Raw genomic sequence first — 21,878 nt, 5'->3', positions numbered from 1 at the left:
GATGCTGGGGCCCCGCGCCGCCCACCGGGTTCGCGCCGCTCTGCGCATTGCGCTGAGCCACTATGTCGCGAGCGGGCTCACCGTGGCGCTGGGGCTGCTGTTCATCTCGGGCGGCATCCACCTGTGGCTGGGCACCCTGGCGGCCTCCACGGCCGCCACCGGCGTGATCGTCACCGCGCCGCCCGACCTGCCCGGCCCGCGCCGCGGCAAGTTCTTCCAGATGCTGCCGGCGCCGCTCATCGGCCTGCCGCTCTTCTTTGCGGTGCAGATGCTGCATACCGCGCCCATCCGCCTCGGGCTGCTGCTGGTGCCCGCCACCTTCATGGCTTTCCTGGCCATGGCCTGGGGCAAGCGGGGCATCCCGATCGCCATCGCGGTGATGTTCTCGATGATCTTCTCCATGGCCACGCAGACCCCGCGCGACATGGCCGACGCCATCGAGCGCACCTGGCATTTCGGGCTGGGCGCGGGCCTCTACGTGATCTGGGCCACGCTCGCCAACCTGCTGCTCAACGGGCGCTTTCGCACCCAGTCGATGGCCGATGTGCTGTATTCGCTGGCCGCGCTGATGCGCACCGAGGCGGGCCAGTTCCTGCCGCACGACGACACCCGCGACGTGCGCGACACCCCCGCGCCGGTGCTCGGCCAGCTGCTGCGCGAACAGGCCGCGCTGGCCGACCAGTTGCAGGCCACGCGCGACATCGTGCTCGAATCGCCCCGCACGCCGCGCCGACAGCGGCTGGCCGCCATGCTGGTGATCGTGCTCGAAATGCGCGACCAGCTGCTCGCGAGCGAGCTCGACCTCGACACCCTGCGCGCCCACCCCGCGCATGCCGCGGCACTCATCGAAATGCGCGAGGTGCTTGAAGAACTCGCCGACGAGACCATCGCGCTGGCCGATGCGCTGCTGATGCGCCGCCACCCCGCCGCGGTGGCGGACCGGCGCCCTCGGCTCGCGGCCATCCATGTGTCGGCCGACGACACCGCCAACACCCACAGGGGCGGCGGCCACATCGGCCCCACCGCCGCCATGCTGGCGCGCGGGCTGGCCAGCCGCATCGGCCACATCAACGACGAGGTGCTGCGCCTGTCGGCCATGGCCCGCGGCGACGTCGAGCCCAACCTTGCCGTGGTGCGCGCCAACTGGCAGATGTTCGTGAGCCCGACCGACTGGTCGTGGCGCCCTTTCTTCACGCTGTGGCGCTGGGACCAGCCGCCGCTGCGCCACGCCATCCGCGCGTCGCTGGCCATCGCGGCCGGCTATGCCATCGCGGTGTCGATGCCGTGGGGCTCGCACGACTATTGGATTCTGCTGACCATCGTGGTCGTGCTGCGCGGCAGCCTCTCGCAGACGCTGGAGCGCCGCAACGCGCGCGTGGCCGGCACGCTGCTGGGCTGCGTGCTCGCGGTGGGGCTGCTGTCGGCGCATCCGTCGGCGCTGGCGCTGCTGGCCATCGTGACCGTGGCGCAGGCCATCGCGCACAGCTTCGCGGTGCGGCGCTACCTCATCACCGCCGTGGCCGCCACCGTGCTGGGCCTGGTGCAGGCCCACATGCTGAACGTGGGCGTGGCGCCCATCTTCGCGCTGTTCGAGCGCATCGCCGACACGCTCATCGGCGCCGCGCTGGCCTGGGGCTTCTGCTACGTGCTGCCGTCATGGGAGCGCACGCAGATTCCGGCGCTGGTGGCGCGCGTGCTCACGGCGCAGGCGCGCCATGCGCGCCTGGCGCTCGGCCTGGGCCAGTTGCAGGCCATCGACAGCAGCCCCGAGCTCGAATGGCGGCTTGCGCGCCGCGAGGCCTACGACAGCCTCTCGGCGCTGGTGCAGGCCACGCAGCGTTCGCTCTCCGAACCGCGCGCGGTGCAGCCGCCGCTGGAGCCGCTCGAACACCTGCAGGCCCACAGCTACCAGTTGCTCGCGCAACTCAGCGCGGTCAAGTCGATGCTCGTGCTGCGGCGCGACCGCCTCACGCCGGGCGAGGTCGAGGGCCCCATCAGCCGCACCTCGCAACGAATCGAGGCCGCCATCGGAACTATGCCGACCACCGGCCCCTCTCACCCCGAGAGCAGCGGTTCCACCGCCGTCGGCGGACCGATTCCCCTGCCCGACCCGTTCGACAACGACATCAGCCCCTGGCTGCTGCGCCGCCTCGATCTGGCCACGGCCCTCGCCACGCAGCTGCGCGACGACGCGGCCCGCATTCTTCAACCACTGAACGAAACCACAGCACAAGCAAAGACGACCACCGCCTGATGATCAAAGAGATACTCGCCCACCCCTGGTTCGGCACATGGGTTGCCGCCCTGATCGCAGTTCCCCTTTCTCTTCTCGCGCACCGTATCGGCGGCCTTGTGTTGAGGCGGGTCACCCGCCCCGCCCCGACGATCCATTCGATGGTGGTCAGTTGCAATTCCGCGGCGCGGTTCGTGCTGCCGCTGCTGGCGCTCAACGTGGTGTGGCAGGGCGCGCCCGACAACCTGCAGTTCATCGGCAACGTGCGCCATCTCACCGGGCTGCTGCTGATCGCCGCGACCACCTGGCTCGCGGTCAGGGCCATCAGCGGCTTCGCCGAAGGCGTGCTGGCCCAGAACCCCTCGGACGTGGCCGACAACCTGCATGCGCGCCGCGTGCTCACGCAGACCCGCGTGCTCGCGCGCACCGCCATGACGGTGGTGCTGGTGGCCGGCGGCGCGATGATGCTCATGACCTTCCCCGGCGCGCGCCAGGTCGGCGCCAGCCTGCTGGCCTCCGCCGGCGTGATCGGCATCGTGGCCGGCCTGGCCGCCAAGCCGGTGTTCAGCAACCTCATCGCCGGCCTGCAGATCGCGCTGGCGCAGCCGATCCGCATCGACGACGTGCTGGTGGTCGAAGGCGAATGGGGCCGTGTCGAGGAGATCACCGGCACCTTCGTCGTCATCAAGATCTGGGACGAACGCCGGCTGATCCTGCCGCTCACCTACTTCATCGAGAAGCCGTTCCAGAACTGGACGCGCCACTCGTCGCAGCTGCTGGGCGCGGTGTTCATCTACGCCGACTACGGCATGCCGTTGGCGCCGCTGCGCGAAGAGGTCGAGCGCATCGTGAAGTCTTCGCCCGAATGGGACGGCCGCTTCTTCAACCTGCGCGTGACCGACGCCACCGAGCGAACCATGCAGATTCGCGTGCTGTGCACCGCCGCCACCTCGGGCCTGGCCTTCGACCTGCGATGCAACGTGCGCGAAGGGCTGATCGACTTCATGCAGCGCGAGTACCCGCAGTTCCTGCCCAAGATGCGCATCGAGAGCGAAGGTGCGCAGGAGCGACAGCAGCAGCCGATGCTGTAAGCCTGTTGCCGTTGTTCAGGGCGCGATCACGCCGACGGGGTACCTTGCTCCGCGAATGTCCCCCGGCCTGCGGCCTCCTCCTTTATTTCGCTGCGCAGGACGGCCATTCAAGCAGCGTGAACGCCCGCAGCAGCCATTCGACCGGGCCATAGGCAAAGCGCTTCATCCACCAGCGGCTCAGCAGCAGTTGCACCGCGAAAATGGAGAACGCAAACCCGAAGCTGGCGAGCGGCCCGACCGAGCCCATCAGCCGCAGTCCGTAAGCCAGGAAGATCCACGCGCACACCAGCGACTGCAGCAGGTAGTTGGACAGCGCCATGCGCCCCGCCGGCGCGAGCCACGCGACCAGCGCCCGCCCGCGCGGCGTCTGGAACAGCAGCACCAGCCCCGACGCATAGGCGGCGGTGAGGAAAGGCGCGGTGAGCAGTCCGAGCGCAAGGCCGACCACCTCGCGGCCGCCGTCGCCGGAGCGCGTGGTCGAGAGGGCATAGAACATGGCGCCCGGCACGCCGATGAGCAGCCCGCAGAAGAACAGGCGCTTGAACAACGTGCGGTGCGCGCCCGCATTCGCCAGCAGGCCGCGCCGCCCGGCGATGAAGCCCGCCAGGAACATCGCCAGCGCCGTCGGTGCCTGCGCGAATGCGAGCACCACCCACACCTGCGCCAGCTCGCGCACATGCTGGGCGATGACCGTGGCAGGGGTGCCCCGGTAGGCGTCCAGCGCCGCGAAGGCCTCGGCATGAAGACTCAGCGTGTCGGCATCGAAGCCCGTGCGCGTCATCAGGTAGCCAAGGCTGGCCCACAGCAGCGATGTGAGCAGCACCAGGCTGACCGCCCAGAACGCCATGACGCCGTCGCCGCGACGCCGCAGCAACAGCAGCACGCCGCCGATCACCGCGTAGGTCGTGAGGATGTCGCCGTGGTACAGCACCACCGCATGCAGCAGGCCCAGCACCCACAGCCCCGCCAGCCGACGCAGCATGCGCGGCGTGAAGGGCCTGCCGTCTCGTTCGGCCGACTGCATCTGCAGCGTGAAGCTGTAGCCGAACAGGAACGAGAACAGCAGGTAGAACTTGGTCTCGAACAGCAAGGAGCGCGCGAACAGCGCCGCACGCTCCACCGCCGACTGGGCCATCGGGTCGGACAGGCCCAGGCCGTAGAACGGCGACGAGAAGCTAGCGATGTTCACCACCAGAATGCCGAGCAGCGCGAAGCCGCGCAGTGCATCGACCAGCGGCTGCCGCTCGTGGGACGGAGGCACCGTGCTCATGCCGCCTCCACCGGGCGCAGGCTCACGACGGGCTTGCGCTTCTGCACGATGCCGTGGATGGTTTCCATCAAGAGCCGCGCGCCCTCGCCCGGCTCGCCGCTGCGCCGCACCGTGAGCCCCACCGGGCCTTCGGTGCTGCTGGTGTCGATGGCCACGCGCTCGAGTTCGCCACGCGCCACAAAACCTTCGACCGCGCCCTGCGGCGCGAACCACACCGCATCGGAGCGCTGCAGCAGCCCGATGGCGAAGCTGGTGTCGGTCGCCTCCACCAGCCGGTTGGGCAGGGCCACGCCCTGCGCAATGAGAAAGGCGTCCGCCGTATGGCGGATCAGCGAGCCCGACACTGGCAGCACCAGCGGATAGCCCGCCAGCGCATCGAGCGCCGGCTTGCGCCGCGAGGCCAGCGGATGCCCCGGCCGCACCACCAGCAGCAAGGGTTCGCTGTAGAGATGCTCGAAGGCGAGGTCGGCCATGGCCGAGGCCTGCGCGAGCCGGCCCAGCACGAGGTCGATTTCACCCTGGCGCAGCTGCGTCATCAGCTGCGCGTTGATGCCGCTCACCACCCGCACGCGCAGCGCCGGATGCGAGGCATGCAGCAACGCGACCGCCTCCGGCAGCAGGTTGGCCACCATGTTGGGCAGCGCGCCGACGGCCACGTGCAGCTGGTCGGCCTCGGGCATGTCCATGGCCAGGCCCAGGCCTTCGCTCAGCCCGCGCAGCGCCGAGACCGCATGGCGCACCAGCACTTCGGCGGCCGGCGTGAGCTCCACACCGCGGCGGCGCCGCAGCAGCAGCGGGCGGCCGATGATTTCTTCCAGCTCCGCCACGGTCTTGGACACCGCCGGTTGCGTGAGCGACAGCGCCTTGGCGGCGCGCACCAGGTTGCGCTCCTGCGCCACCATCACCAGGCATTGCAGGTGGCGCAGCTTCAGGCGCGCAAAGTTCATGGCTGACATCGGTCTTCCCTTGGAGCGACGGGCTTGCAAATATAACCAGCCGGAATACCTGGCAGAAGAGCTTTCAGTTGTGCGGGCCCCGGCGCCGGCCTAGAGTTGCCTCAGACAAGGAGACAAGCCAAGACATGACCACCGTTTTCAAGAACGCCCTGGGCGGCGCGCGCCGCCGTTTCGCAGCAGTTGCCGCCTGCGCGGCGCTGCTGCCGCTGGGCTTCTGCGCCACGGCGGCGCAGGCGGCCGACGCCCCCTACCCCGCCAAGGCGGTGAAGCTGCTCACCAACTTCCCGGCCGGCGGCCCCATCGACATCCTCGCCCGCGCGCTGGCCGACGCGCTGCAGAAAGACCTGAAGCAGCCCTTCATCGTCGACAACCGCCCCGGCGCGGGCGGCAACATCGGCGCCGACCTGGTGGCCAAGAGCCCGGCCGACGGCTACACGGTGCTGCTGGGCATCGACACCACCTTCACCATCAACCCGCACCTGTATGCGTCGATGCCCTTCGCGGCCAAGGACCTGAAGCCGCTGATGATCTTCAGCTCGTCGGGCCTGAGCTTTGGCGTGGCGGGCAACGTGAAGGCGAAGACGCTGCCCGAGTTCATCGCGCAGGCCAAGGCCGAGCCCGCCACCTTCAGCTCGGCCGGCAACGGTAGCCCGGGCCACATCGCCGCCGAGATCTTCGCGAACGAGACCGGCGCCAAGATCACGCACGTGCCCTACAAGGGCAACGCGCCCGCCGTGCTGGCGCTGATGGGCGACGAGGTGCAGGCCGGCATCCTCGCCACGCCGGGGCTGCTGCCGCAGGTGCAGTCGGGCAAGCTGCGCGCCTTGGCCGTGACCGGCCGCCAGCGCTCGCCCCTGCTTCCGCAGGTGCCCACCGTGGGCGAACTGGGTTTGAAGAACCTGGAGTTCGAGGTGCTCTACCTCGCGATGGTGCCGGCCGCCACGCCCGAGCCGGTGATGCAGACGCTGCGCGCGTCGCTGCAGAAGGCGATGGCGCTGCCCGAGGTCAAGTCGCGCCTTGCCACGCTCGACATGGTTGCGCTCGGAGAAACCGGCGCCGCCGCCAGCGACCACCTGACCGCCAGCCTTGCGCGCTACGGCCGCATCGTCAAGGCCACCGGCATGAAGGTCGACTGAACAGGGGCATGAGCGCCACACCTGGGTAAACCAGGGCAATGGTTGATTTGAACAATCGAATGCAGCGTCTTCAGAATCGTCCGCAACCGCGGACCTCGCGGTCACACTCATTGGCCATTGCCTGAACCGAAGAAGACAAGGACCTGCACATCATGCTGCCGACCCACTCCCTCACCCGCCGCGCCACCCACCGCCTCGTCGGCATGCTGGCCGTAGCCGGCTTCACGGCGGCTTTTGCCACCGGTGCCGCCGCCCAGGCCAAGCTGGACACCCCGCTGCACATCGTGGTCGGCTATGCGCCTGGCGGCGCCACCGACCGCGTGGCGCGCGTGGTGGCCGACAAGCTCGGCACCAAGCTGGGCGTGGCGGTCATCGTCGACAACAAGCCCGGCGCGGGCGGCCGCCTCGCGGCGCAGCAGGTGAAAGTCACCCCGGCCAACCAGAACGTGCTGATGCTCGCCAACCCCGCCGTCATGGTGGTGGCGCCGCTGGTCTTCAAGGACAACAACTACGACCCCGACCGCGACTTCGTGCCCGTGTCGCACGTCAACGACTACGACTTCGCGCTCGCCGTGTCGCCCACCCTCCCGGTGCGCGAACTGAGCCACCTGCTCGCATGGATGCGCGCCAACCCCGACCAGGCCAACGTGGGCGTGCCCGCCACCGGCAGCCTGCCGCACTTCTTCGGCCTCATGGTGGGCGAGAAGGCCAAGGTGCAGACCCAGGTGATCGGCTACCGCGGCTCCGCGCCGCTGCTGAACGACCTGATCGGCGGGCAGGTGCCCATTGCCGTCGACACCGAAGACGTGGTGCTGCCGCAGCACACGGCGGGCAAGCTGCGCATCCTGGCGCTGTCGGGCGCCAAGCGCTCGCCGTTCGCGCCGAACATTCCCACCTTCAAGGAAGCCGGCCTCGACCTGGCCGCCACCGGCTGGAACACCTTCTTCGCGCCGACCACCATGCCCAAGGCCAAGGTCGAGCAGCTGGCCACCGCCATCCGCGAAGTCATGCAAGACCCGGACACGCAACGCAAGTTCAAGGACTCCGGCATGACGCCCGTGGTCAGCACCCAGGCGCAGACCGTGGCCATGCTGAAGGCCTACCGCACGCAGTGGGCGCCCGTGGTCCAGAAGTCCGGCTACCAGCCCTGAAGAAAAAGAACTCCAGGAGATATATGACCAGACCCAACATCATCTTCATCGTGGCCGACGACCTCGGCTATGCCGACCTCGGCTGCTACGGCGGGCGCGACGCCGCGTTCGGCCCCGTGTCGCCCGTGCTCGACGGCCTGGCCGCCAACGGCCTGAAGCTCACCCAGGGCTATGCCAATTCGCCCGTGTGCTCGCCCACGCGCTTCGGCATGATCACCGGCCGCTACCAGTACCGCCTGCGCGGCGCGGCCGAAGAGCCCATCAACAGCAGGAGCCGCGGCAGCACCACCCTGGGCCTCCCCACCGACCACCCCACCCTGCCCTCGCTGCTGAAGGCCAGCGGCTACCAGACCGCGCTCATCGGCAAATGGCACCTGGGCTACCCGCCCAGCTTCGGGCCGCTGCGCTCGGGGTACGACGAATTCTTCGGGCCCATGTCGGGCGGCGTCGACTACTTCACGCACTGCGACTCCACCGGCCGCCACGACCTGTGGTTCGGCGAAGAAGACAAGGTCGAAGAGGGCTACCTCACCGACATCCTCTCCAGGCGCGCAGTCGACTACGTCGACCGCATGGCAGAACTCCAGAAGAAAGAGGACGACGCGCCCTTCTTCCTGAGCCTGCACTACACCGCGCCCCACTGGCCGTGGGAAACCCGCGACGACGCCGCCAAGGCGCCGAACATCAAAGACAACCTGTTCGACCTGGCCGGCGGCAACATTCATGTGTACCGCCGCATGATCCATCACATGGACGAAGGCATCGGCTGGATCATGGCCGCGCTGGAAAAGCACGGCATGGCCGACAACACCCTGGTGGTGTTCACCAGCGACAACGGCGGCGAACGCTTCTCCGACAACTGGCCGCTGGTGGGCGGCAAGATGGACCTGACCGAAGGCGGCATCCGCGTGCCATGGATCGCCCACTGGCCCGCCGTGATCGGCAAGGGCGGCGAGAGCCCGCAGCTGTGCATGACCATGGACTGGTCCGCCACCATGCTCGACGCAGCCGGCGTGGCCGCGCACCCGGACTATCCGCTTGACGGCGTTTCGCTGATGCCCGTGCTCAAGGACGCGTCGAAGAGCTTCCGCCGCCCGCTGCACTGGCGCATGAACCATCGCGGCCAGCAAGCGCTGCGCGACGGCGACTGGAAGTACCTGAAGGTGGACGGGAACGAGTACCTGTTCAACATCCCCGGGGATGAACGCGAGCGAGCCAATCTGGCGAAGAAGGAGCCGGAGAGGCTGGCTGCGATGCGGGCGGATTGGGCGGCTTGGAATGCGACTATGCCGGCTATTCCGGAGGATGCGACTGTGAGCCTTGGGTACTCGACCAAAGACATGCCGCAGAGATGAACGACGGCAGCGGCGGCAAGCTGCCCCGCTGCCCTTGCGTCGCGACCACTTGGTGGGAAGTGGTCTACGACCCGGCCTTCCCGCCGGAAGACTGAAGCGGATAGGACGCCAGCACCTCGTGCCACACAGGCCGCGTCTTCAGCCACGACCGCACGAACAGAAACTCGCGCACAGGCCAGCGAACAGGCGGCATGGCCGGCGCGGCGGCGCCTGATGCCTTGCGGGCGATGGTGATGTGCGGCGCCCAGTCATCGTGGCGCCCTGATAGCCACGGTGCGAGCTGACGCACGACGCCTTGTTGCAACCGGTCGAGCGCGGCGTTCGGCTGTGGGCGCACGATGGCAATGCCGTTGTGCGGCCAGACGCCGGACCAGTCCAGCAATAGATCGAAGCCCTCTTCCGTTCGCAACTCGCCCAATGCCTGGCGAATGGCTTCGACGGCGGCATCGCCTTGCGGCGAGATGTGGCACAGCGTCATGTGGAACCGGTTCGGTTTCGGCAAGCTGGGCTTTGGCTGCGTGCGCCAGACCCACTGCGCGCGGTGCTCGGCGATGGCGGCCTGCACCGCCTCGTCGGGCTTGAGCCAGGCGTAGATCATTGGCACTTCCAATCGCGCGCGGCGCGCGGCATCGGCGGGTGTGAAGGGCTCTGTGTGCATAGTGTGTGTGATTGGACATCGGGCAGGGGCACCATGCTTGCCCACACCGCATTCCGCAGAAGTCCATGCACGGTCGTCGGTTCCTGCACGGGCCGCGCGTCATTGCGGCGGCGGCACGCGTACAAGCAATTCGAAATCAATTGACGAAAGCGCTCGGAAGCCAGATTTGCGTTAGGGCTGAGTCGCTGCAATTAGAGCGTCCATGTGCGGCTTGTCCTTTTCCGTGATTGCATCGATCAGGTCTCTGGCCGCATGCTCCAGATCAAAGATCAATTCGTTGTTACCTGCAAGCCGATCAAGCGTATTGCCATGGCTGAAATAGTGAAAGATTTTCAGAATTCGCTTCGCCCGCTCGGCGCCAAATAGAACTTCTGCGCGTTCGTCGACCAACTCTGTATCTTTTGGGCCAGGAAGTCTTGAGTAGGTGTATAGCTCGACGAAACGCCTCATGGCATTCGGAAGCAACATCAGCACGTCGTGAGTAGTTTTGTCAGGTGCTTGATTAAACCGGTGAATGACTTCGAAAAGGAAGTGGTATTCGGATTGATAGCGTGCTAGTGACGCCGGCATGTTCTCCAGCGTTGATGATTTTTCAGCAATTCGCTTGATTAGAAAGAGCCGTGCCCCCTGTTTGCTTGCTATGGGCTTAATTTCCCTAAGTAAATTGAAAAACTCAAAATTGTGCGTGGAAACGAAGAGCTGCTTGCAAGTCGTTTGCCAAGGCGCGTTCTTATCTTGCTGCATAAAGAACAGCGCTCTTATAGAAGCAGTCACCTGAAAAATATGATTGGCATCTAAGCTCGAAATCGGATCGTCGATGTAGACGACAGTCTCTTTAAAATCTGCAGGCTTTATTTCTTGCAGTTTTGTAAGAAAATATGAGAAGGCAATAGCGGTTCGCTCACCCTCGCTCAGATTTTTTGCAATGGTTCCGTCTCTTCGAATCAGTTGAAAACGATCTTGGCCTGTTGACTCTTTGACAACTTTTATTTGAACAGCCTCGCTGCCTAGCATCAAAGCCAAACGTTCATTGATCTTCTCTCTGCCTTGTTGGGCTTGACTAATTTCGGCTTGAAGCCTATCGATTTCTTGCCGAAGCTCAGCCACATAGGCGTTGAGCCGGTCGTGTCGCTTGAGCTGTCGATCCTTTTTCACATCAAGACCAGCGGCATCCTGTTCATTAACGAACTGCTGCACGTAGTGATACTTTGCCCTGCGCAGGGAATCAGCTCTAACTCTCGTGAAGTTTGAGGCTAGTTCATTGTTTTTTTTGATAATTGCATTGACCGCCGCTGCTGAGTCCTTGATCGCACCCTCCAAGCCTTGGGCCAATGGCGTAGGCACCATGGCTTTGCGCGAGTCATTAGCCTTGCACTGAACTTCATCGACAAGTTTCTTGACCGCCTGATTGTAGGCATTGATGGCGATGGGCAATGCCTCGATGGCCTCGCTGTAGCTGTCTCGAAATTGCTGATTGAGTTCGGAAGATTTAGGCCACGCCAGTAGGAATTTCGCTGCCTTCACTCGATCAAGCAGCCCCTCGACCTTTGCGGCATGATCCGCTAAATCTTTTGAGAAATGAGTGCGAAGTGCCTCAAGACGGGCTTGTGATAATTCGCTGCCACAGAACTCACAAATCTCGGCGTGAGCATGCAGATGCAAACCGCTCTGCACCCAGCGCTCAATGGCCGGATTTTCCTCAAGATGCTTCAGGGTATGGGAAAAGCTGGGTGTAGCAGCGAGCACCTTTACAGCTTCTTCGTGCAATTCCTCAATCGCTAGGGAGGCATGAATTTCATCAACAGTGCTTGGTTTTCGTGAGTCAGGGGTTAATGCCAGCTCAATGGCATCAGAGATTTCTTTCTCCGTTAATAACTGAGAGTCGAGAACGCTTACCGCCTGAATATCATGCCCCAAGTGCGCGGCCGTATAAGGATCAACTTTTAGGCGCTGACGGATGAACTTGGCAGTCTCTGTTTTGGCTTGGGAAATGCGGGATTTCAGGCTCTCAAAATCTTCACTCAACTTACGCCGAACTGAATCAGAGCGCTTTATTCGTTCGCTCAACTTTTCTATCTTTCGTTGCGCTTCCTCCGATTCTTTGCCGAGCAGCAGGATTGGGTTGAAACTCCCTCCATCAAAATGCAGATTAGTCCTTACGAAATCGGAATTGAAAACGCGAACTGGGATGCTGCAATGACTGAAGTTTTTTTCAGTGATCGCATCTTTGTCCGTACCTATAGAAAATTCGCATCCTGGTAAGTCGAGGTTGGGCGTCTTTGCCTCAAGCAAAGCGAACAGTCTGGAGAGAGTGGTCTTTCCAGAGTAGTTCCATCCGTAAATCAGATTTTTTAATCCAAACTCTTGGGTGCCCGCAGGTTTGCTGTAGTTTTGATAGACCCCGAGCCCTTTAATCTTTTCAATGCTCTTAAGCATGCATCCTCCGTGATCTTGATACGAGGGGTAGGCCTTGGATGAAGCGCTCGACCTTGCCATGATGGGCATGGTTGTCGAACAGATATCAAAGCGAGATTGCCCACAGCAAACGTTCTGGAGCGAAGCACTGCGTATCAGGGCATCTTGGTGCGCGTGAGAGCAAATTTGCGATCGCCGTGGTAACCATCGTCGGCGCACATTAGCGGGAAGGAAAGTTATAGAGCATCCCGTCTTTGTGGGATGCCCCAGGCCGCTAGTCGATCCGGCCCCTACCCCCTACTACTCAACTCCAACAACACCTCCGCCTCCCGAGCCAGATCAGAGGCAATCCAAAGCATGTGATCCCGATGCTTCTCCCCCGCCTCCTCGAACCACCCGTTGCCATCGCCATAACAGCACCACAGCAGCGAGTTCAGCTGCGCCAGTTTGATTTCAAGCAGGTCTCTTGCCTCGTCGGCTGTCGGGGTGGTGGTCGCCGTGGGCTTGGTGGTGCCGCGTGTGCGGCGGGAAGATTTGGGCGCAGAACGCCCGGCCATAATTCGCTCAGCCATTTGGTGTGCTTTCTCTGAAAAGTAACGCACGTCATGTGGTCAGACGGTCAGGGTGTTTCCGCACCCTGGCCGTCGCCTTTTGTGCCTCACGTTCGCACCGATGCACCAAGGGAGCACCGGCAACCCGCCGTGAGGTGGGCGGTCAATCAGTTCACTTGATCAGTCGTTCGGGGAGTTCCTTTTCACGGTGTTCGTCGCCCACAAGGAGGGGCGTCTTGCGGCAGGGGCATTCACTGTAGAGAAGCGAAGCCGCGCAAGAGAAAAGATTTCGTCGAGGAATTCTCGAATCAACGAGATATCTGCCGGGGCGCTGCGGCAAGACACAAAGCCATGACAGTTGGGCACTGTCACTGACAAAAAAACGGCGCTTCAAGAGCGCCGTTTCGGTCAGATCAAAGAAAAGGGCAACACGGCAGCATCAATCAAGGCCGCGCGCCATCAGCAATCAAGCCGGATCAAACCCCGGCGCCGAATTGATCTCCGTCGGCTTGTAGATCTTGTGCTGCGCCACGCCGCTGCCCGCATCGGTCACCACCAGCAGGCGCCACAGCGGCTCGCGCACGGAGCAGTCGCTTTCTTCCTTGCTGAGCTTGAAGCTGGGCACGCCGGGCGCGGTGCCCTTGACGACCACGCGCAGCAGGGTCTGGCCCTTGGCGTTGGACACTTCGAGGTCGAAGCCCTTGCCGGTCATGTTCTCGGCCTTGTAGCCGTAGCCGGTGAAGTGCTTGGCGACGTATTCGAGGGCCGCTGCCTGCACCTGTTCGGGCGACGCCTTGTTGTCGCCGCCGCCTGCCGCGCCCGCATTGGCCGTGGTCGAGATGGGCTGCGGCACGTTGCCGCGCGCCCTGGCGGCCTGCACTTCGGCGTCGGTGGGCGTCCAGCCGCTCGGGCCGCGCACGAGCACGGCCAGCTTGTGCTCGGGCTCCCAGCTGGCGACGTGCCATTCGTCGTCGTCGCGCACGCGGGTGGACACCTTGGCGTCCTTGTTGCTCTCGACTTCGAGGATGGCGATGCGGTTGGTCTGCACCACGGCGCGGAAGCCGCTGCCGCTGTCATAGCTGCGCTTGAGCAGCGCGAGCCGGTCTTTGGCGCGCTGTATCTGTTGTGCGTTGCGTTCGCCGCCGCCAGCGCGGTGGTGCACGTCGAGCGACTCCAGGTAGAACCAGCGCCCGTTGGCCGCCACGTTCACCCATTCGGCCCAGATGGTGGCGATGATGTTGTCGCCGGTGGCCAGCCAGGCATGCTCGAAGGGCTTGTCGCGAGCGTCGAACACACCCATTTTTGCAACGATCTCGACCGGTGTGAGCCGTGGGCCCGAGAGCCGCATCTCGTCGATCACAGTGAGTACGCGGGGGTCGACTTCCTTGTCCATTCAGTGGAATTCTGGTGAGTTTGAGGGGGTGGGGAGTATGCCGCATCGACCGGCAGGGCAGCCGGTGGATGCGGGCATGGGTGCATCAGGCGCCGCTTCAGCCGGCGAACGGCACGCTGCGGTAGGGGCTGCGCGCATCGCTGAGCAGCATGCGGTTGGTGCGAAGCAGATGCTCTTCGCGCGCATCGGAGTACTTCCAGATGAGCCCGCCCGCTATGTATGCGGCGCTCACCTGCGACCAGCTGGAGTAGGCCTCGCGCACCTTGGTGGCCAGGCCGCCGGCAAAGCCCGCGAACTCGGCGCGCTCGATGTAGCCGAGCTGCACCGCCCAGCGCGAGAGGCTGGCAAGGCGCACGGCGTCCCACGCGACCAGGTCGGGCACGTCGGCCGCGGAGACCTGGAAGTGCTTGCGCAGGGCCTCGACCCAGCTCGGGCTGCCGGTCATCAACGCCGACAGCTCCTGCGTCGACTTGCCGCTCTGCGCGGCGAGCTGGCGATAGTCGAGGCTCTTGCGCGCCTTGATCTGGAAGAACGCCGGGAAGAAGGCCTCCATGGCCATCCGCAGCAGCATGGGCGTTTCCCGCGTGGCGGTGTCGATGGCGGCCACGGCATTCCACAGCGGGCGGTAGGCCGAGCGCTGGCCCTCGTCGACCAGCCAGCGGGCAGTCTGCTCGAAGCTGGCGCGGTCGTGCACGCTCCAGACGTCGGCGATGCCTTCGCGCAGCACGTCGCTGTCTTTGCCGGTAGCCACCGCGTTCACAAAGTCGCCGTTGAAAGCAGACAGCGGCGCACTGAGCGTGACCAGCCATTGCTCTTGCCCCGTGAGCACCTCGGCGGTGTCGAAGTGAAGCTTGTCGTTGTCCATCAGCGCGTGGCCGAGGGTATCCATCATCCCCATTGAAACTCCCTGTGATCGAAGCCAAACGGACCGGGTTGGCGTGGCGGGCACGCCGCAGCCCAACGAGCGGCAGATGTTAACCAGAACGGACTGTCGGACGTCCGATGAATTGTTCGCTCCCGTCCGCCCGGACGAGGCCGCACCTCGGTGTCGGGTATCGATTTGACTTTGCTTTAGATATATCTAAAATAATTTCAGACATACATCGAAAAGGATGCCCACCATGAGACATTTCGACTTCGGCCACCACCACTGCCACACCGCGCGCGGCGAGCATGAAGACGGCCTGTCCGGCGGTCGCGGACACCGTGGCGGGCGCGGCGGCGGCGCCGGCGGCCGCGTCTTCGGCCACGGCGGCCTGCGCTTCGTGCTGCTGCAACTCATCGCCGACAAGCCGGCCCACGGCTACGAATTGATCAAGGCCATTGAAGACCGCCTCGGCGGCAGCTACGCGCCGAGCCCCGGCGTGGTCTACCCCACCCTCACGCTGCTCGAGGAGCTGGGCTACCTGAGCGTGGAAACCGCCGACAACGGCGGCCGCAAGCGCTACAGCATCACCGCCAGCGGGCAGGAATTTCTCGCGGCCAACCGCGAGACGGCCGACGCCATGATGGCCCGCATGAGCGGCGGCGTCGACGGCGCCGGCCCGCGCGGCGGGCGCCCGCCGCAAGTCACGCGCGCCATAGAAAACCTCAAGCTCGCCATGCGCATGCGCCTGTCGGGCACGCCGCTGACCGAACAGCAGGCGCACGACTTTGCCGCCGTGCTCGACAGCGCCGCACAGCAGATCGACAAGATCTGAGCCACCACCACCGAATCTCAACCCGCCCTGTTCCCACAGGATTCATGCAATGACTGACTTCAGTACTTCGCCAACCGCCTCCGCACCCGACCGCACGCCGCGCCGAGTGCGGCATGAACTGCGCTTCCGCCAGCTCACGGTCAAGACCGTGGAGCGCGTGACGCCGCACCTGATCCGCGTGACGCTCACCGGCGACGATCTCGCGGGCTTCCACAGCCCCGGCTTCGACGACCACGCCAAGATCTTTTTTCCCGATGCCGCCACCGGCAAGCTCACGCTGCCGACCGCCGGCCCCGAAGGCCCGGTGTGGCCCGCGAGCGGCCGCCCCACCATGCGCGACTACACGCCGCGCCGCCACGACGCCAAGGCCGGCACGCTGGAAATCGACTTCGCGCTGCACGACGCCGGCCCCGCCACGCAATGGGCGGAGCAGGCCAGGCCCGGCGACATCCTCGGCGTGGGCGGCCCGCGCGGCTCGTTCATCGTGCCGACCGAATTCGACTGGCACCTGCTGATCGGCGACGACACCGCCCTGCCCGCCATCTCGCGCCGCCTGGCCGAACTGCCGGCCGGCGCACGCGCGGTGGTGCTGGCGGAGGTCGACAGCGAAGCCGACGAGCTGCCCTTCGAGACCCGCGCCGAACTCACGCTGCACTGGGTGCACAGGCGCGGCGCCGAGCCGGGCACCAGCCCCGTGCTGCTCGACGCGCTGAAGGCCGCGAAGCTGCCTGCCGGCGACTTCCATGCGTGGGTAGGCTGCGAATCGGCCATCGCCAAGGCGCTGCGCGCGCATCTGGTGGGCGAGCGCGGCGCAAATCCGAAATGGACGCGGGCCTCGGGCTACTGGCGCAAGGGCGCGGCGGCGACGCACGACACCCACGACGAGTGAGTTGCTTTGCTCCTTCCCCCGCTGGGGGAAGGCCGGGATGGGGGCAAGCGGCGTTAGATAAGCCGCTGGCCATTCATAGGCCGCCGAGCCCCCACCCCAACCCTACCCCAGCGGGGGAGGGAGAAAACTCAGAGCGAGTTGCTTTGCTCCTTCCCCCTCTGGGGGAAGGCCGGGATGGGGGCACGCGGCGTTCGACAAGCCGCTGGTAGTTCATAGGCCGCCGAGCCCCCACCCCAACCCTCCCCCAGCGTGGGAGGGAGAAATTCAATGCGGCACTTCCGCCGGGCCCGACGCCGCCGCACTCCGCTTGGGGCTTCGAATCAGCAGCAGCAGCGGAATTGCCAGCACCGTGATGATCATCATGATCGCGAAGTCTTCCAAATAGCCGACCAGCGCCCCCTGCCGCGTCACTTCGGCATTGAGCAGCGCCAGCCCGGTCATCGTGTCCGGCGACATCATCTGCGGCAGCGTGGAAAGCGCCTGGTTGCCGGGCGCCACGGTCGAGGCGATCTGCGCATGCGCCTTGCTGGAGCCTTCGGTCAGCAGCGCCTGCACGATCGAGATGCCCACGCTGCTGCCGATGTTGCGCAGCAGGCTGAAGATGGGCGTGCCCTGGTTGCGCAGCCGCGGAGCCAGCGTGGCGAAGGTGGCGGTCGACAGCGGCACGAAGGTGAAGCCGATGCCCAGCCCCTGGATGAAGCCCGAGACCACGATCAGCGTGCTGTCCATCTGCAGCGTGAGCCGCGTCATCTGGTAGAGCGAAAACGCGGTGAGGCTGAAGCCCACTGCCATGATGGCGCGCACGTCCACCTTCTGCACCAGCCGCCCGACGATGATCATCGCGATCATGGTGCCGACGCCGCGCGGCGCCGTCACCTCGCCGGTGTAGACCACCGGGTAGCCCATCAGGCCCTGCAGGAAGTTGGGCAGCAGCGCCATCGTCGCGAACAGGATCATGCCGACGATGAAGGCGAAGAGAAGGCCGGTGACGAAGTTGCGGTCTTTCAGCAGGTCGCGGTCGAAGAAGGAAACGCCCTGCACCGTCCACGTGTGGACCACGAAGAAGCCGAAGGCCACCAGCGCGGCGGCCGCTTCGAGCTTGATCTCCCACGAGTCGAACCAGTCCAGCTGCTCGCCCCGGTCCAGAAAGAGCTGCAGCATGCCGATGGCCAGGCTCAGCGTCACGAAGCCGAAGATGTCGAGCTTCTCGCCCTTCGGCCGGCTCTCCGGCAGATACCGCGCAATGCCCCAGAAGGCGAAGATCCCCACAGGCAGGTTGATGAAGAACACCCAACGCCAGTCGAAGTTCTCGGTGAGCCAGCCGCCCAGCAGCGGCCCCAGGATCGGCCCGACCATGATGCCCGCGCCCCAGATCGCCATGGCCTGGCCGACCTTCTCGCGCGGGTTGATGTCCAGCAGCACCGCCTGCGACAGCGGCACCAGCGCCGCGCCGAAGATGCCCTGCAGCAGCCGCGCCGCCACGATGCCGACCAGCGAGGTCGCGAGCCCGCACAACGCCGAAGCCACGGTGAAGCCGATCACCGAGATGATGAAGACCCGCCGCCTGCCCCAGTGCCCGCAGAGCCAGCCGGTCAGCGGCAGCGCGATGGCCGAGGCCACGATGTACGAGGTCAGCACCCAGGTGATCTGGTCTTGCGAGGCCTGCAGGCTGCCCTGCATGTGCGGCAGCGCCACGTTGGCGATGGTGGTGTCCAGCGCCTGCATGATGGTCGCCAGCATGATCGAGATGGTGATCATGCCGCGGTGCGGCACCGTGGTTCCTGGCGCGACGCTCATGGCTTCTGCCCTCCGCCAGAGGTGATGTCGACCAGGCTGCCGTGCACCTTGCCGAGCAGGCCCAGCAACTGGGCACGCTCGGCCTGCGACAGCACCGACATCACGCGGGCGTTGAGCCCGTCGCTGATGCTCAGCGCGGCGTCGAGCGCTTCTTCGGCGCTGGGCTCCAGGTGGATCTTGTTGACGCGGCGGTCGGTCGGGCTGGGTTCGCGCCTTATCCAGCCTGCCGCGGCCATGCGGTCGCACAGGCCGGCCACGGCCATCGGCGTGAGGTCGAGGCGCTGCGCGAGTTCGGCCTGCGACAGCGGCTCGTCTTCGTCATGCATGGCCAGCGCGCCGAGCAGGCGGCATTGGGCGCTGGTGAGTCCGATGCGTTCGCGCGCGAGGCGGTCGAACTCTTCGCTGTAGAGCTTGCCCACGCTCTTGACGAGGAAGCCGAAGCGCTGGGTGAAGTCCCTTTTCATAAGGGACTCGATTATCTACATGTTTATTAGTTTGGCATTAGCGAGCGCCGGCACCCGTCAGAGCCAGCCGGCGCGCCTGAAGCGGTAATACAGGTAGCTGCAGGTGCTGACGATGAGCGCCAGCGCCACCGGGTAGCCGTAGCGGAATTTCAGCTCCGGCATGTGCTCGAAGTTCATGCCCCAGATGCCGGCAAACGCGGTGCACACCGCGAAGATGCTGGCCCAGGCGGCGAGCCGCTTGGTGACTTCGCTCTCCTCGATGGTCACCATCGACAGATTCACCTGTATGGCGGTGGCGATGGTGTCGCGCACCGCGTCGATGGAGCCATTGATGCGGCCCAGGTGGTCGCCCACGTCGCGGAAATATTCCTGCGAGCTCATGCAGATCTGCGGCACCCGCCCGCCGTGCATCTTGCCGGCCGCCTCCAGCAGCGGCGCCACGGCGCGCTTCAGGGTCATGCTGCGGCGCTTGAGGTCGTACAGCTGCTTGATCTTGTCGCGCGCCGCGCCGCCCTGGCCGAAGATCTGCTGTTCGATGGCCTCCAGCTCCACTTCCAGCGCGTCGATCACCGGAAAGTAGCGGTCGACCACCGCGTCCATCAGCGCATAGAGCACGAAGCCCGCGCCGTTGCGCAGCAGCTCGGGTTCGCGCTCGCAGCGCTCGCGCACGCCCAGGAAGCCCTGTTGGCTGCGGTTGCGCACCGACAGCACGTAGTTCTTGCCGACGAACACGTCGACCTCGCCCACGTTGGTGCAGTGCTCGCCCTCGGGCGATGGCTCCACCAGGTGCATGACCACGAACAGCGAATCGCCGTATTCCTCCACCTTCGGGCGCTGGTGGCCGTGGTGGGCGTCTTCCACGGCCAGCGGGTGCAGGTTGAATTCCTTCTGCATTTCGCCGAGCTCGGCGTCGGAGGCGTCGCTGAGCGCCACCCATACGAAGCAGCCCGGCCGGGAGATGTAGTCGCTGATGTCCTCGACCGAGATGTCGGCAAGCTTGGAGCCGTTTTCATAGGCGACGCAATTGATGAGCATCGGTACTCCCGCAGTTCACGTTGGTGCAATCTGCGCATGGTGCCACGAGGCGCCGGCAGTGGCTTGCAGCGCGCGTGCCACAGCCGATTCAGGTTGGTCGGCTAGAGTTCGCGCTCGTCCGCCTGGCAAACGGACATATAAATAGATGAGGGGGGAGGATCATGGAAACGAGTTCGTACGGGGAATCGATCAAGTGAAGCGGGACGTTGGCCTTGCAAAGGCCCTGCTTCTGGCCGTCATGGTTTCGGTGTCGACTGCCACGGCCTGGCAGCTCTGGGTGGTGCGCCACCAGACGCTCGCCGCGGCCGACACCAACAATCTCAACTTGGCGAAGGCGCTGAACATCTATGCCGAAGGCGTCTTCACGCAAAGCGACATGCTGCTGCAGGGCGTGGCCGACACCCTGGTTTCGGAAGACGACGCGCACGGGCACCTGCAGCGCGTGCAGTCGCTGATCGAGCACCAGAAGCGCATGCTCGACCAGCTCGACGGCGTGGCCGTCCTCGACGCCCAGGGCAACTGGCTGCTGTACTCCAAGGGGCAAGTCCCGCCGGGCACCAACAGCGCGCAGCGGCCCTACTTCACGCACCATCGCGACACCCGCTCCAACGAGATCTTCATCAGTCCGCCGCTGCGCAACCCGTTCTCGGGGGAATGGGGAATCACGGTCAGCCGGCGGCTGGAAGACCGCGAGGGCAGATTCGCCGGCGTCGCGGTCATCGGGCTGGGCCTGGCAAATTTCCTGCGCGCCTTCGGCACCATCGCCCTTGGCAGCAGCGGCACCATCAGCCTGACGACCAACGCCGGAAAGATGCTGGTGCTCTATCCCTACCGCGAACAGGACATCGGGCTCGATTTTTCCAAGTCGGCCAACTTCCAGCGCCACTTTGCCGGCACGGTGGGCACGGCCTCGTTCCGCTCCAGCCTGGACGGGCGGCAACGGCTCTACGCCTTCCGCAAGAGCGACCGCTACCCGGTGCTGACCACGGTCACGCTGCGCCACGACGAGGCACTGCAGGCCTGGCGGCAACAGGCACTGCTCACGGTCGGCGTCGTGGGAGCCCTGCTCGCGGCAATGGCGGCGGTAGGCTGGCGGCTGATCATCAACATCGGCCGGCGTGTCAGCGCCGAGGCCTCGCTGAGGGCCGCGCGCGAAGACCTGCTGCAGGCCAACCGCCGGCTGGCCGTGCTGGCCACGCAGGACCAGCTCACCGGGCTGGCCAACCGCCGCAGCTTCGACGAGGTGCTGTCTCAGGAATGCCGCCGCGCGGTGCGCGAAGGAACCAGCCTCGCGCTGCTGCTGCTCGACCTGGACTACTTCAAGCGCTTCAACGACGAATACGGCCACGTGGCCGGCGACCAATGCCTGAGGGCGGTCGCCGACGCCTTGCGGCAATGCGTCAGGCGCCCGGGCGACCTGGTGGCGCGCTACGGCGGCGAGGAACTGGCGGTCATCCTGCCCAACACCGAGCTGCCCGGCGCCCTGGCCGTCGCCGACCAGCTGCTCGCACATGTGCGCGAGCTGGACATTCCGCATCGCGCCAGCCCGCATGAACGGGTCACCGTGAGCATCGGCGCTGCCACGCTGTGGGGCACGCAGGCCAGCGGGCCCGAGCAGCGGCTCATCGAGGCCGCCGACAGCGCGCTGTACAGGGCCAAGGAAATCGGGCGCAACCGCGCGATGGGGCATGAAGAGCCATTGGATGGCCGGGCGCCCGGCTGAGGCCGGCAGCAGCCCGGCGCGGCGCGCACCGAACGTAAAATGCCCCGGCATTCCGCCCGTG

Annotated in this window: 18 protein-coding genes; 8 read left to right on the top strand and 10 right to left on the bottom strand. The window is 65.4% G+C overall.

The window, feature by feature from the left end:
- Position 1 precedes the first annotated feature (1 nt).
- Both WIX39_RS13640 and WIX39_RS13635 read left to right on the top strand, forming a co-directional pair.
- The gene (locus WIX39_RS13640; protein ID WP_409195223.1) at positions 2 to 2,254 is read left to right on the top strand and encodes an FUSC family protein; all 2,253 of its coding nucleotides are present in this window, start codon (positions 2 to 4) and stop codon (positions 2,252 to 2,254) included.
- Positions 2,254 to 3,324: a mechanosensitive ion channel family protein gene (locus WIX39_RS13635; protein WP_409195222.1), complete on the top strand. Its 1,071-nt coding sequence runs from the start codon at positions 2,254 to 2,256 to the stop codon at positions 3,322 to 3,324. Before WIX39_RS13640 ends, WIX39_RS13635 begins: the two co-directional genes overlap by 1 nt.
- 82 nt (positions 3,325 to 3,406) lie before the next feature.
- Here the strand turns inward: WIX39_RS13635 and WIX39_RS13630 are convergent, their stop codons facing one another.
- Entirely contained in the window at positions 3,407 to 4,594 is a 1,188-nt protein-coding gene (locus WIX39_RS13630) for a DUF418 domain-containing protein (protein WP_409195221.1), read from the bottom strand.
- Positions 4,591 to 5,550, bottom strand: coding sequence for a pca operon transcription factor PcaQ (gene pcaQ / locus WIX39_RS13625; RefSeq protein WP_285412444.1), 960 nt, complete (start codon positions 5,548 to 5,550; stop codon positions 4,591 to 4,593). Before pcaQ ends, WIX39_RS13630 begins: the two co-directional genes overlap by 4 nt.
- Before the next feature lie 125 nt (positions 5,551 to 5,675).
- Between pcaQ and WIX39_RS13620 the strand changes: the two genes are divergently transcribed.
- The 3 genes from WIX39_RS13620 (at position 5,676) to WIX39_RS13610 (ending at position 9,192) form a co-directional block, all read left to right on the top strand.
- On the top strand, positions 5,676 to 6,686 hold the full coding sequence (locus tag WIX39_RS13620; protein ID WP_409195220.1) for a Bug family tripartite tricarboxylate transporter substrate binding protein: 1,011 nt from the start codon (positions 5,676 to 5,678) through the stop codon (positions 6,684 to 6,686).
- Between the two features lie 152 nt (positions 6,687 to 6,838).
- On the top strand, positions 6,839 to 7,837 hold the full coding sequence (locus WIX39_RS13615) for a Bug family tripartite tricarboxylate transporter substrate binding protein (protein ID WP_285412446.1): 999 nt from the start codon (positions 6,839 to 6,841) through the stop codon (positions 7,835 to 7,837).
- A gap of 23 nt (positions 7,838 to 7,860) precedes the next feature.
- On the top strand, positions 7,861 to 9,192 hold the full coding sequence (locus WIX39_RS13610) for a sulfatase family protein (RefSeq protein ID WP_409195219.1): 1,332 nt from the start codon (positions 7,861 to 7,863) through the stop codon (positions 9,190 to 9,192).
- 64 nt (positions 9,193 to 9,256) lie between these two features.
- Here WIX39_RS13610 and WIX39_RS13605 read toward each other — a convergent pair whose 3' ends face one another.
- From WIX39_RS13605 to WIX39_RS13585, 5 genes are all read right to left on the bottom strand, one after another.
- Positions 9,257 to 9,790 carry a 2'-5' RNA ligase family protein gene (locus WIX39_RS13605; RefSeq protein WP_409195218.1) on the bottom strand — a complete coding sequence of 178 codons (534 nt, stop codon included), beginning with the start codon at positions 9,788 to 9,790 and terminating at the stop codon, positions 9,257 to 9,259.
- 231 nt (positions 9,791 to 10,021) lie between these two features.
- Positions 10,022 to 12,286 carry an AAA family ATPase gene (locus WIX39_RS13600; protein ID WP_409195217.1) on the bottom strand — a complete coding sequence of 755 codons (2,265 nt, stop codon included), beginning with the start codon at positions 12,284 to 12,286 and terminating at the stop codon, positions 10,022 to 10,024.
- 269 nt (positions 12,287 to 12,555) lie between these two features.
- Positions 12,556 to 12,837 carry a hypothetical protein gene (locus tag WIX39_RS13595; RefSeq protein WP_409195216.1) on the bottom strand — a complete coding sequence of 94 codons (282 nt, stop codon included), beginning with the start codon at positions 12,835 to 12,837 and terminating at the stop codon, positions 12,556 to 12,558.
- 445 nt (positions 12,838 to 13,282) lie between these two features.
- Positions 13,283 to 14,209 carry a hypothetical protein gene (locus tag WIX39_RS13590; RefSeq protein WP_409195215.1) on the bottom strand — a complete coding sequence of 309 codons (927 nt, stop codon included), beginning with the start codon at positions 14,207 to 14,209 and terminating at the stop codon, positions 13,283 to 13,285.
- A 97-nt stretch (positions 14,210 to 14,306) separates the two neighbouring features.
- A complete protein-coding gene (locus tag WIX39_RS13585) occupies positions 14,307 to 15,101 on the bottom strand; it encodes a DUF1266 domain-containing protein (protein WP_409195214.1) in 795 nt (264 codons plus the stop codon).
- Between the two features lie 229 nt (positions 15,102 to 15,330).
- Between WIX39_RS13585 and WIX39_RS13580 the strand changes: the two genes are divergently transcribed.
- Both WIX39_RS13580 and WIX39_RS13575 read left to right on the top strand, forming a co-directional pair.
- Positions 15,331 to 15,909 carry a PadR family transcriptional regulator gene (locus WIX39_RS13580; RefSeq protein WP_409195213.1) on the top strand — a complete coding sequence of 193 codons (579 nt, stop codon included), beginning with the start codon at positions 15,331 to 15,333 and terminating at the stop codon, positions 15,907 to 15,909.
- Between the two features lie 49 nt (positions 15,910 to 15,958).
- Positions 15,959 to 16,798, top strand: a complete 840-nt coding sequence (locus WIX39_RS13575) for a siderophore-interacting protein (RefSeq protein WP_409195212.1) — start codon at positions 15,959 to 15,961, stop codon at positions 16,796 to 16,798.
- Positions 16,799 to 17,062: 264 nt separating this feature from the next.
- Here WIX39_RS13575 and WIX39_RS13570 read toward each other — a convergent pair whose 3' ends face one another.
- The 3 genes from WIX39_RS13570 to WIX39_RS13560 are packed head-to-tail and all read right to left on the bottom strand — an operon-like array spanning position 17,063 to position 20,094.
- Positions 17,063 to 18,595 (bottom strand): DHA2 family efflux MFS transporter permease subunit, encoded by a 1,533-nt coding sequence (locus WIX39_RS13570; protein WP_409195211.1) that lies wholly within the window; start codon positions 18,593 to 18,595, stop codon positions 17,063 to 17,065.
- Positions 18,592 to 19,059: a MarR family winged helix-turn-helix transcriptional regulator gene (locus tag WIX39_RS13565; protein ID WP_409195210.1), complete on the bottom strand. Its 468-nt coding sequence runs from the start codon at positions 19,057 to 19,059 to the stop codon at positions 18,592 to 18,594. The genes WIX39_RS13570 and WIX39_RS13565 overlap by 4 nt, the downstream gene beginning before the upstream one ends.
- A gap of 57 nt (positions 19,060 to 19,116) precedes the next feature.
- Complete coding sequence (locus WIX39_RS13560; protein WP_081266508.1) at positions 19,117 to 20,094, bottom strand: magnesium and cobalt transport protein CorA; 978 nt, start codon at positions 20,092 to 20,094, stop codon at positions 19,117 to 19,119.
- Between the two features lie 193 nt (positions 20,095 to 20,287).
- Here WIX39_RS13560 and WIX39_RS13555 point away from each other — a divergent pair, with 193 nt between their 5' ends.
- The gene (locus WIX39_RS13555; protein ID WP_409195209.1) at positions 20,288 to 21,817 is read left to right on the top strand and encodes a diguanylate cyclase; all 1,530 of its coding nucleotides are present in this window, start codon (positions 20,288 to 20,290) and stop codon (positions 21,815 to 21,817) included.
- Positions 21,818 to 21,878 lie beyond the last annotated feature (61 nt).

The sequence above is a fragment of the Variovorax sp. AB1(2024) genome, assembly GCF_037482385.2.
Classification (GTDB): domain Bacteria; phylum Pseudomonadota; class Gammaproteobacteria; order Burkholderiales; family Burkholderiaceae_C; genus Variovorax.
Note: the sequence above shows the minus strand (reverse complement) of the source record. Positions and strands in the feature narration are given on the sequence as shown.

Excerpts from the sequence above, each read along its gene's own strand:
- WIX39_RS13640 (WP_409195223.1), top strand. The coding sequence starts at position 2 with ATGCTGGGGCCCCGCGCCGCCCACCGGGTTCGCGCCGCTCTGCGCATT.
- WIX39_RS13580 (WP_409195213.1), top strand. The coding sequence starts at position 15,331 with ATGAGACATTTCGACTTCGGCCACCACCACTGCCACACCGCGCGCGGC.
- WIX39_RS13590 (WP_409195215.1), bottom strand. The coding sequence starts at position 14,209 with ATGGACAAGGAAGTCGACCCCCGCGTACTCACTGTGATCGACGAGATG.
- WIX39_RS13635 (WP_409195222.1), top strand. The coding sequence starts at position 2,254 with ATGATCAAAGAGATACTCGCCCACCCCTGGTTCGGCACATGGGTTGCC.
- WIX39_RS13630 (WP_409195221.1), bottom strand. The coding sequence starts at position 4,594 with ATGAGCACGGTGCCTCCGTCCCACGAGCGGCAGCCGCTGGTCGATGCA.
- WIX39_RS13600 (WP_409195217.1), bottom strand. The coding sequence starts at position 12,286 with ATGCTTAAGAGCATTGAAAAGATTAAAGGGCTCGGGGTCTATCAAAAC.
- WIX39_RS13595 (WP_409195216.1), bottom strand. The coding sequence starts at position 12,837 with ATGGCTGAGCGAATTATGGCCGGGCGTTCTGCGCCCAAATCTTCCCGC.
- WIX39_RS13570 (WP_409195211.1), bottom strand. The coding sequence starts at position 18,595 with ATGAGCGTCGCGCCAGGAACCACGGTGCCGCACCGCGGCATGATCACC.
- WIX39_RS13575 (WP_409195212.1), top strand. The coding sequence starts at position 15,959 with ATGACTGACTTCAGTACTTCGCCAACCGCCTCCGCACCCGACCGCACG.
- WIX39_RS13585 (WP_409195214.1), bottom strand. The coding sequence starts at position 15,101 with ATGATGGATACCCTCGGCCACGCGCTGATGGACAACGACAAGCTTCAC.
- pcaQ (WP_285412444.1), bottom strand. The coding sequence starts at position 5,550 with ATGTCAGCCATGAACTTTGCGCGCCTGAAGCTGCGCCACCTGCAATGC.
- WIX39_RS13560 (WP_081266508.1), bottom strand. The coding sequence starts at position 20,094 with ATGCTCATCAATTGCGTCGCCTATGAAAACGGCTCCAAGCTTGCCGAC.
- WIX39_RS13605 (WP_409195218.1), bottom strand. The coding sequence starts at position 9,790 with ATGATCTACGCCTGGCTCAAGCCCGACGAGGCGGTGCAGGCCGCCATC.
- WIX39_RS13620 (WP_409195220.1), top strand. The coding sequence starts at position 5,676 with ATGACCACCGTTTTCAAGAACGCCCTGGGCGGCGCGCGCCGCCGTTTC.
- WIX39_RS13615 (WP_285412446.1), top strand. The coding sequence starts at position 6,839 with ATGCTGCCGACCCACTCCCTCACCCGCCGCGCCACCCACCGCCTCGTC.
- WIX39_RS13565 (WP_409195210.1), bottom strand. The coding sequence starts at position 19,059 with ATGAAAAGGGACTTCACCCAGCGCTTCGGCTTCCTCGTCAAGAGCGTG.
- WIX39_RS13610 (WP_409195219.1), top strand. The coding sequence starts at position 7,861 with ATGACCAGACCCAACATCATCTTCATCGTGGCCGACGACCTCGGCTAT.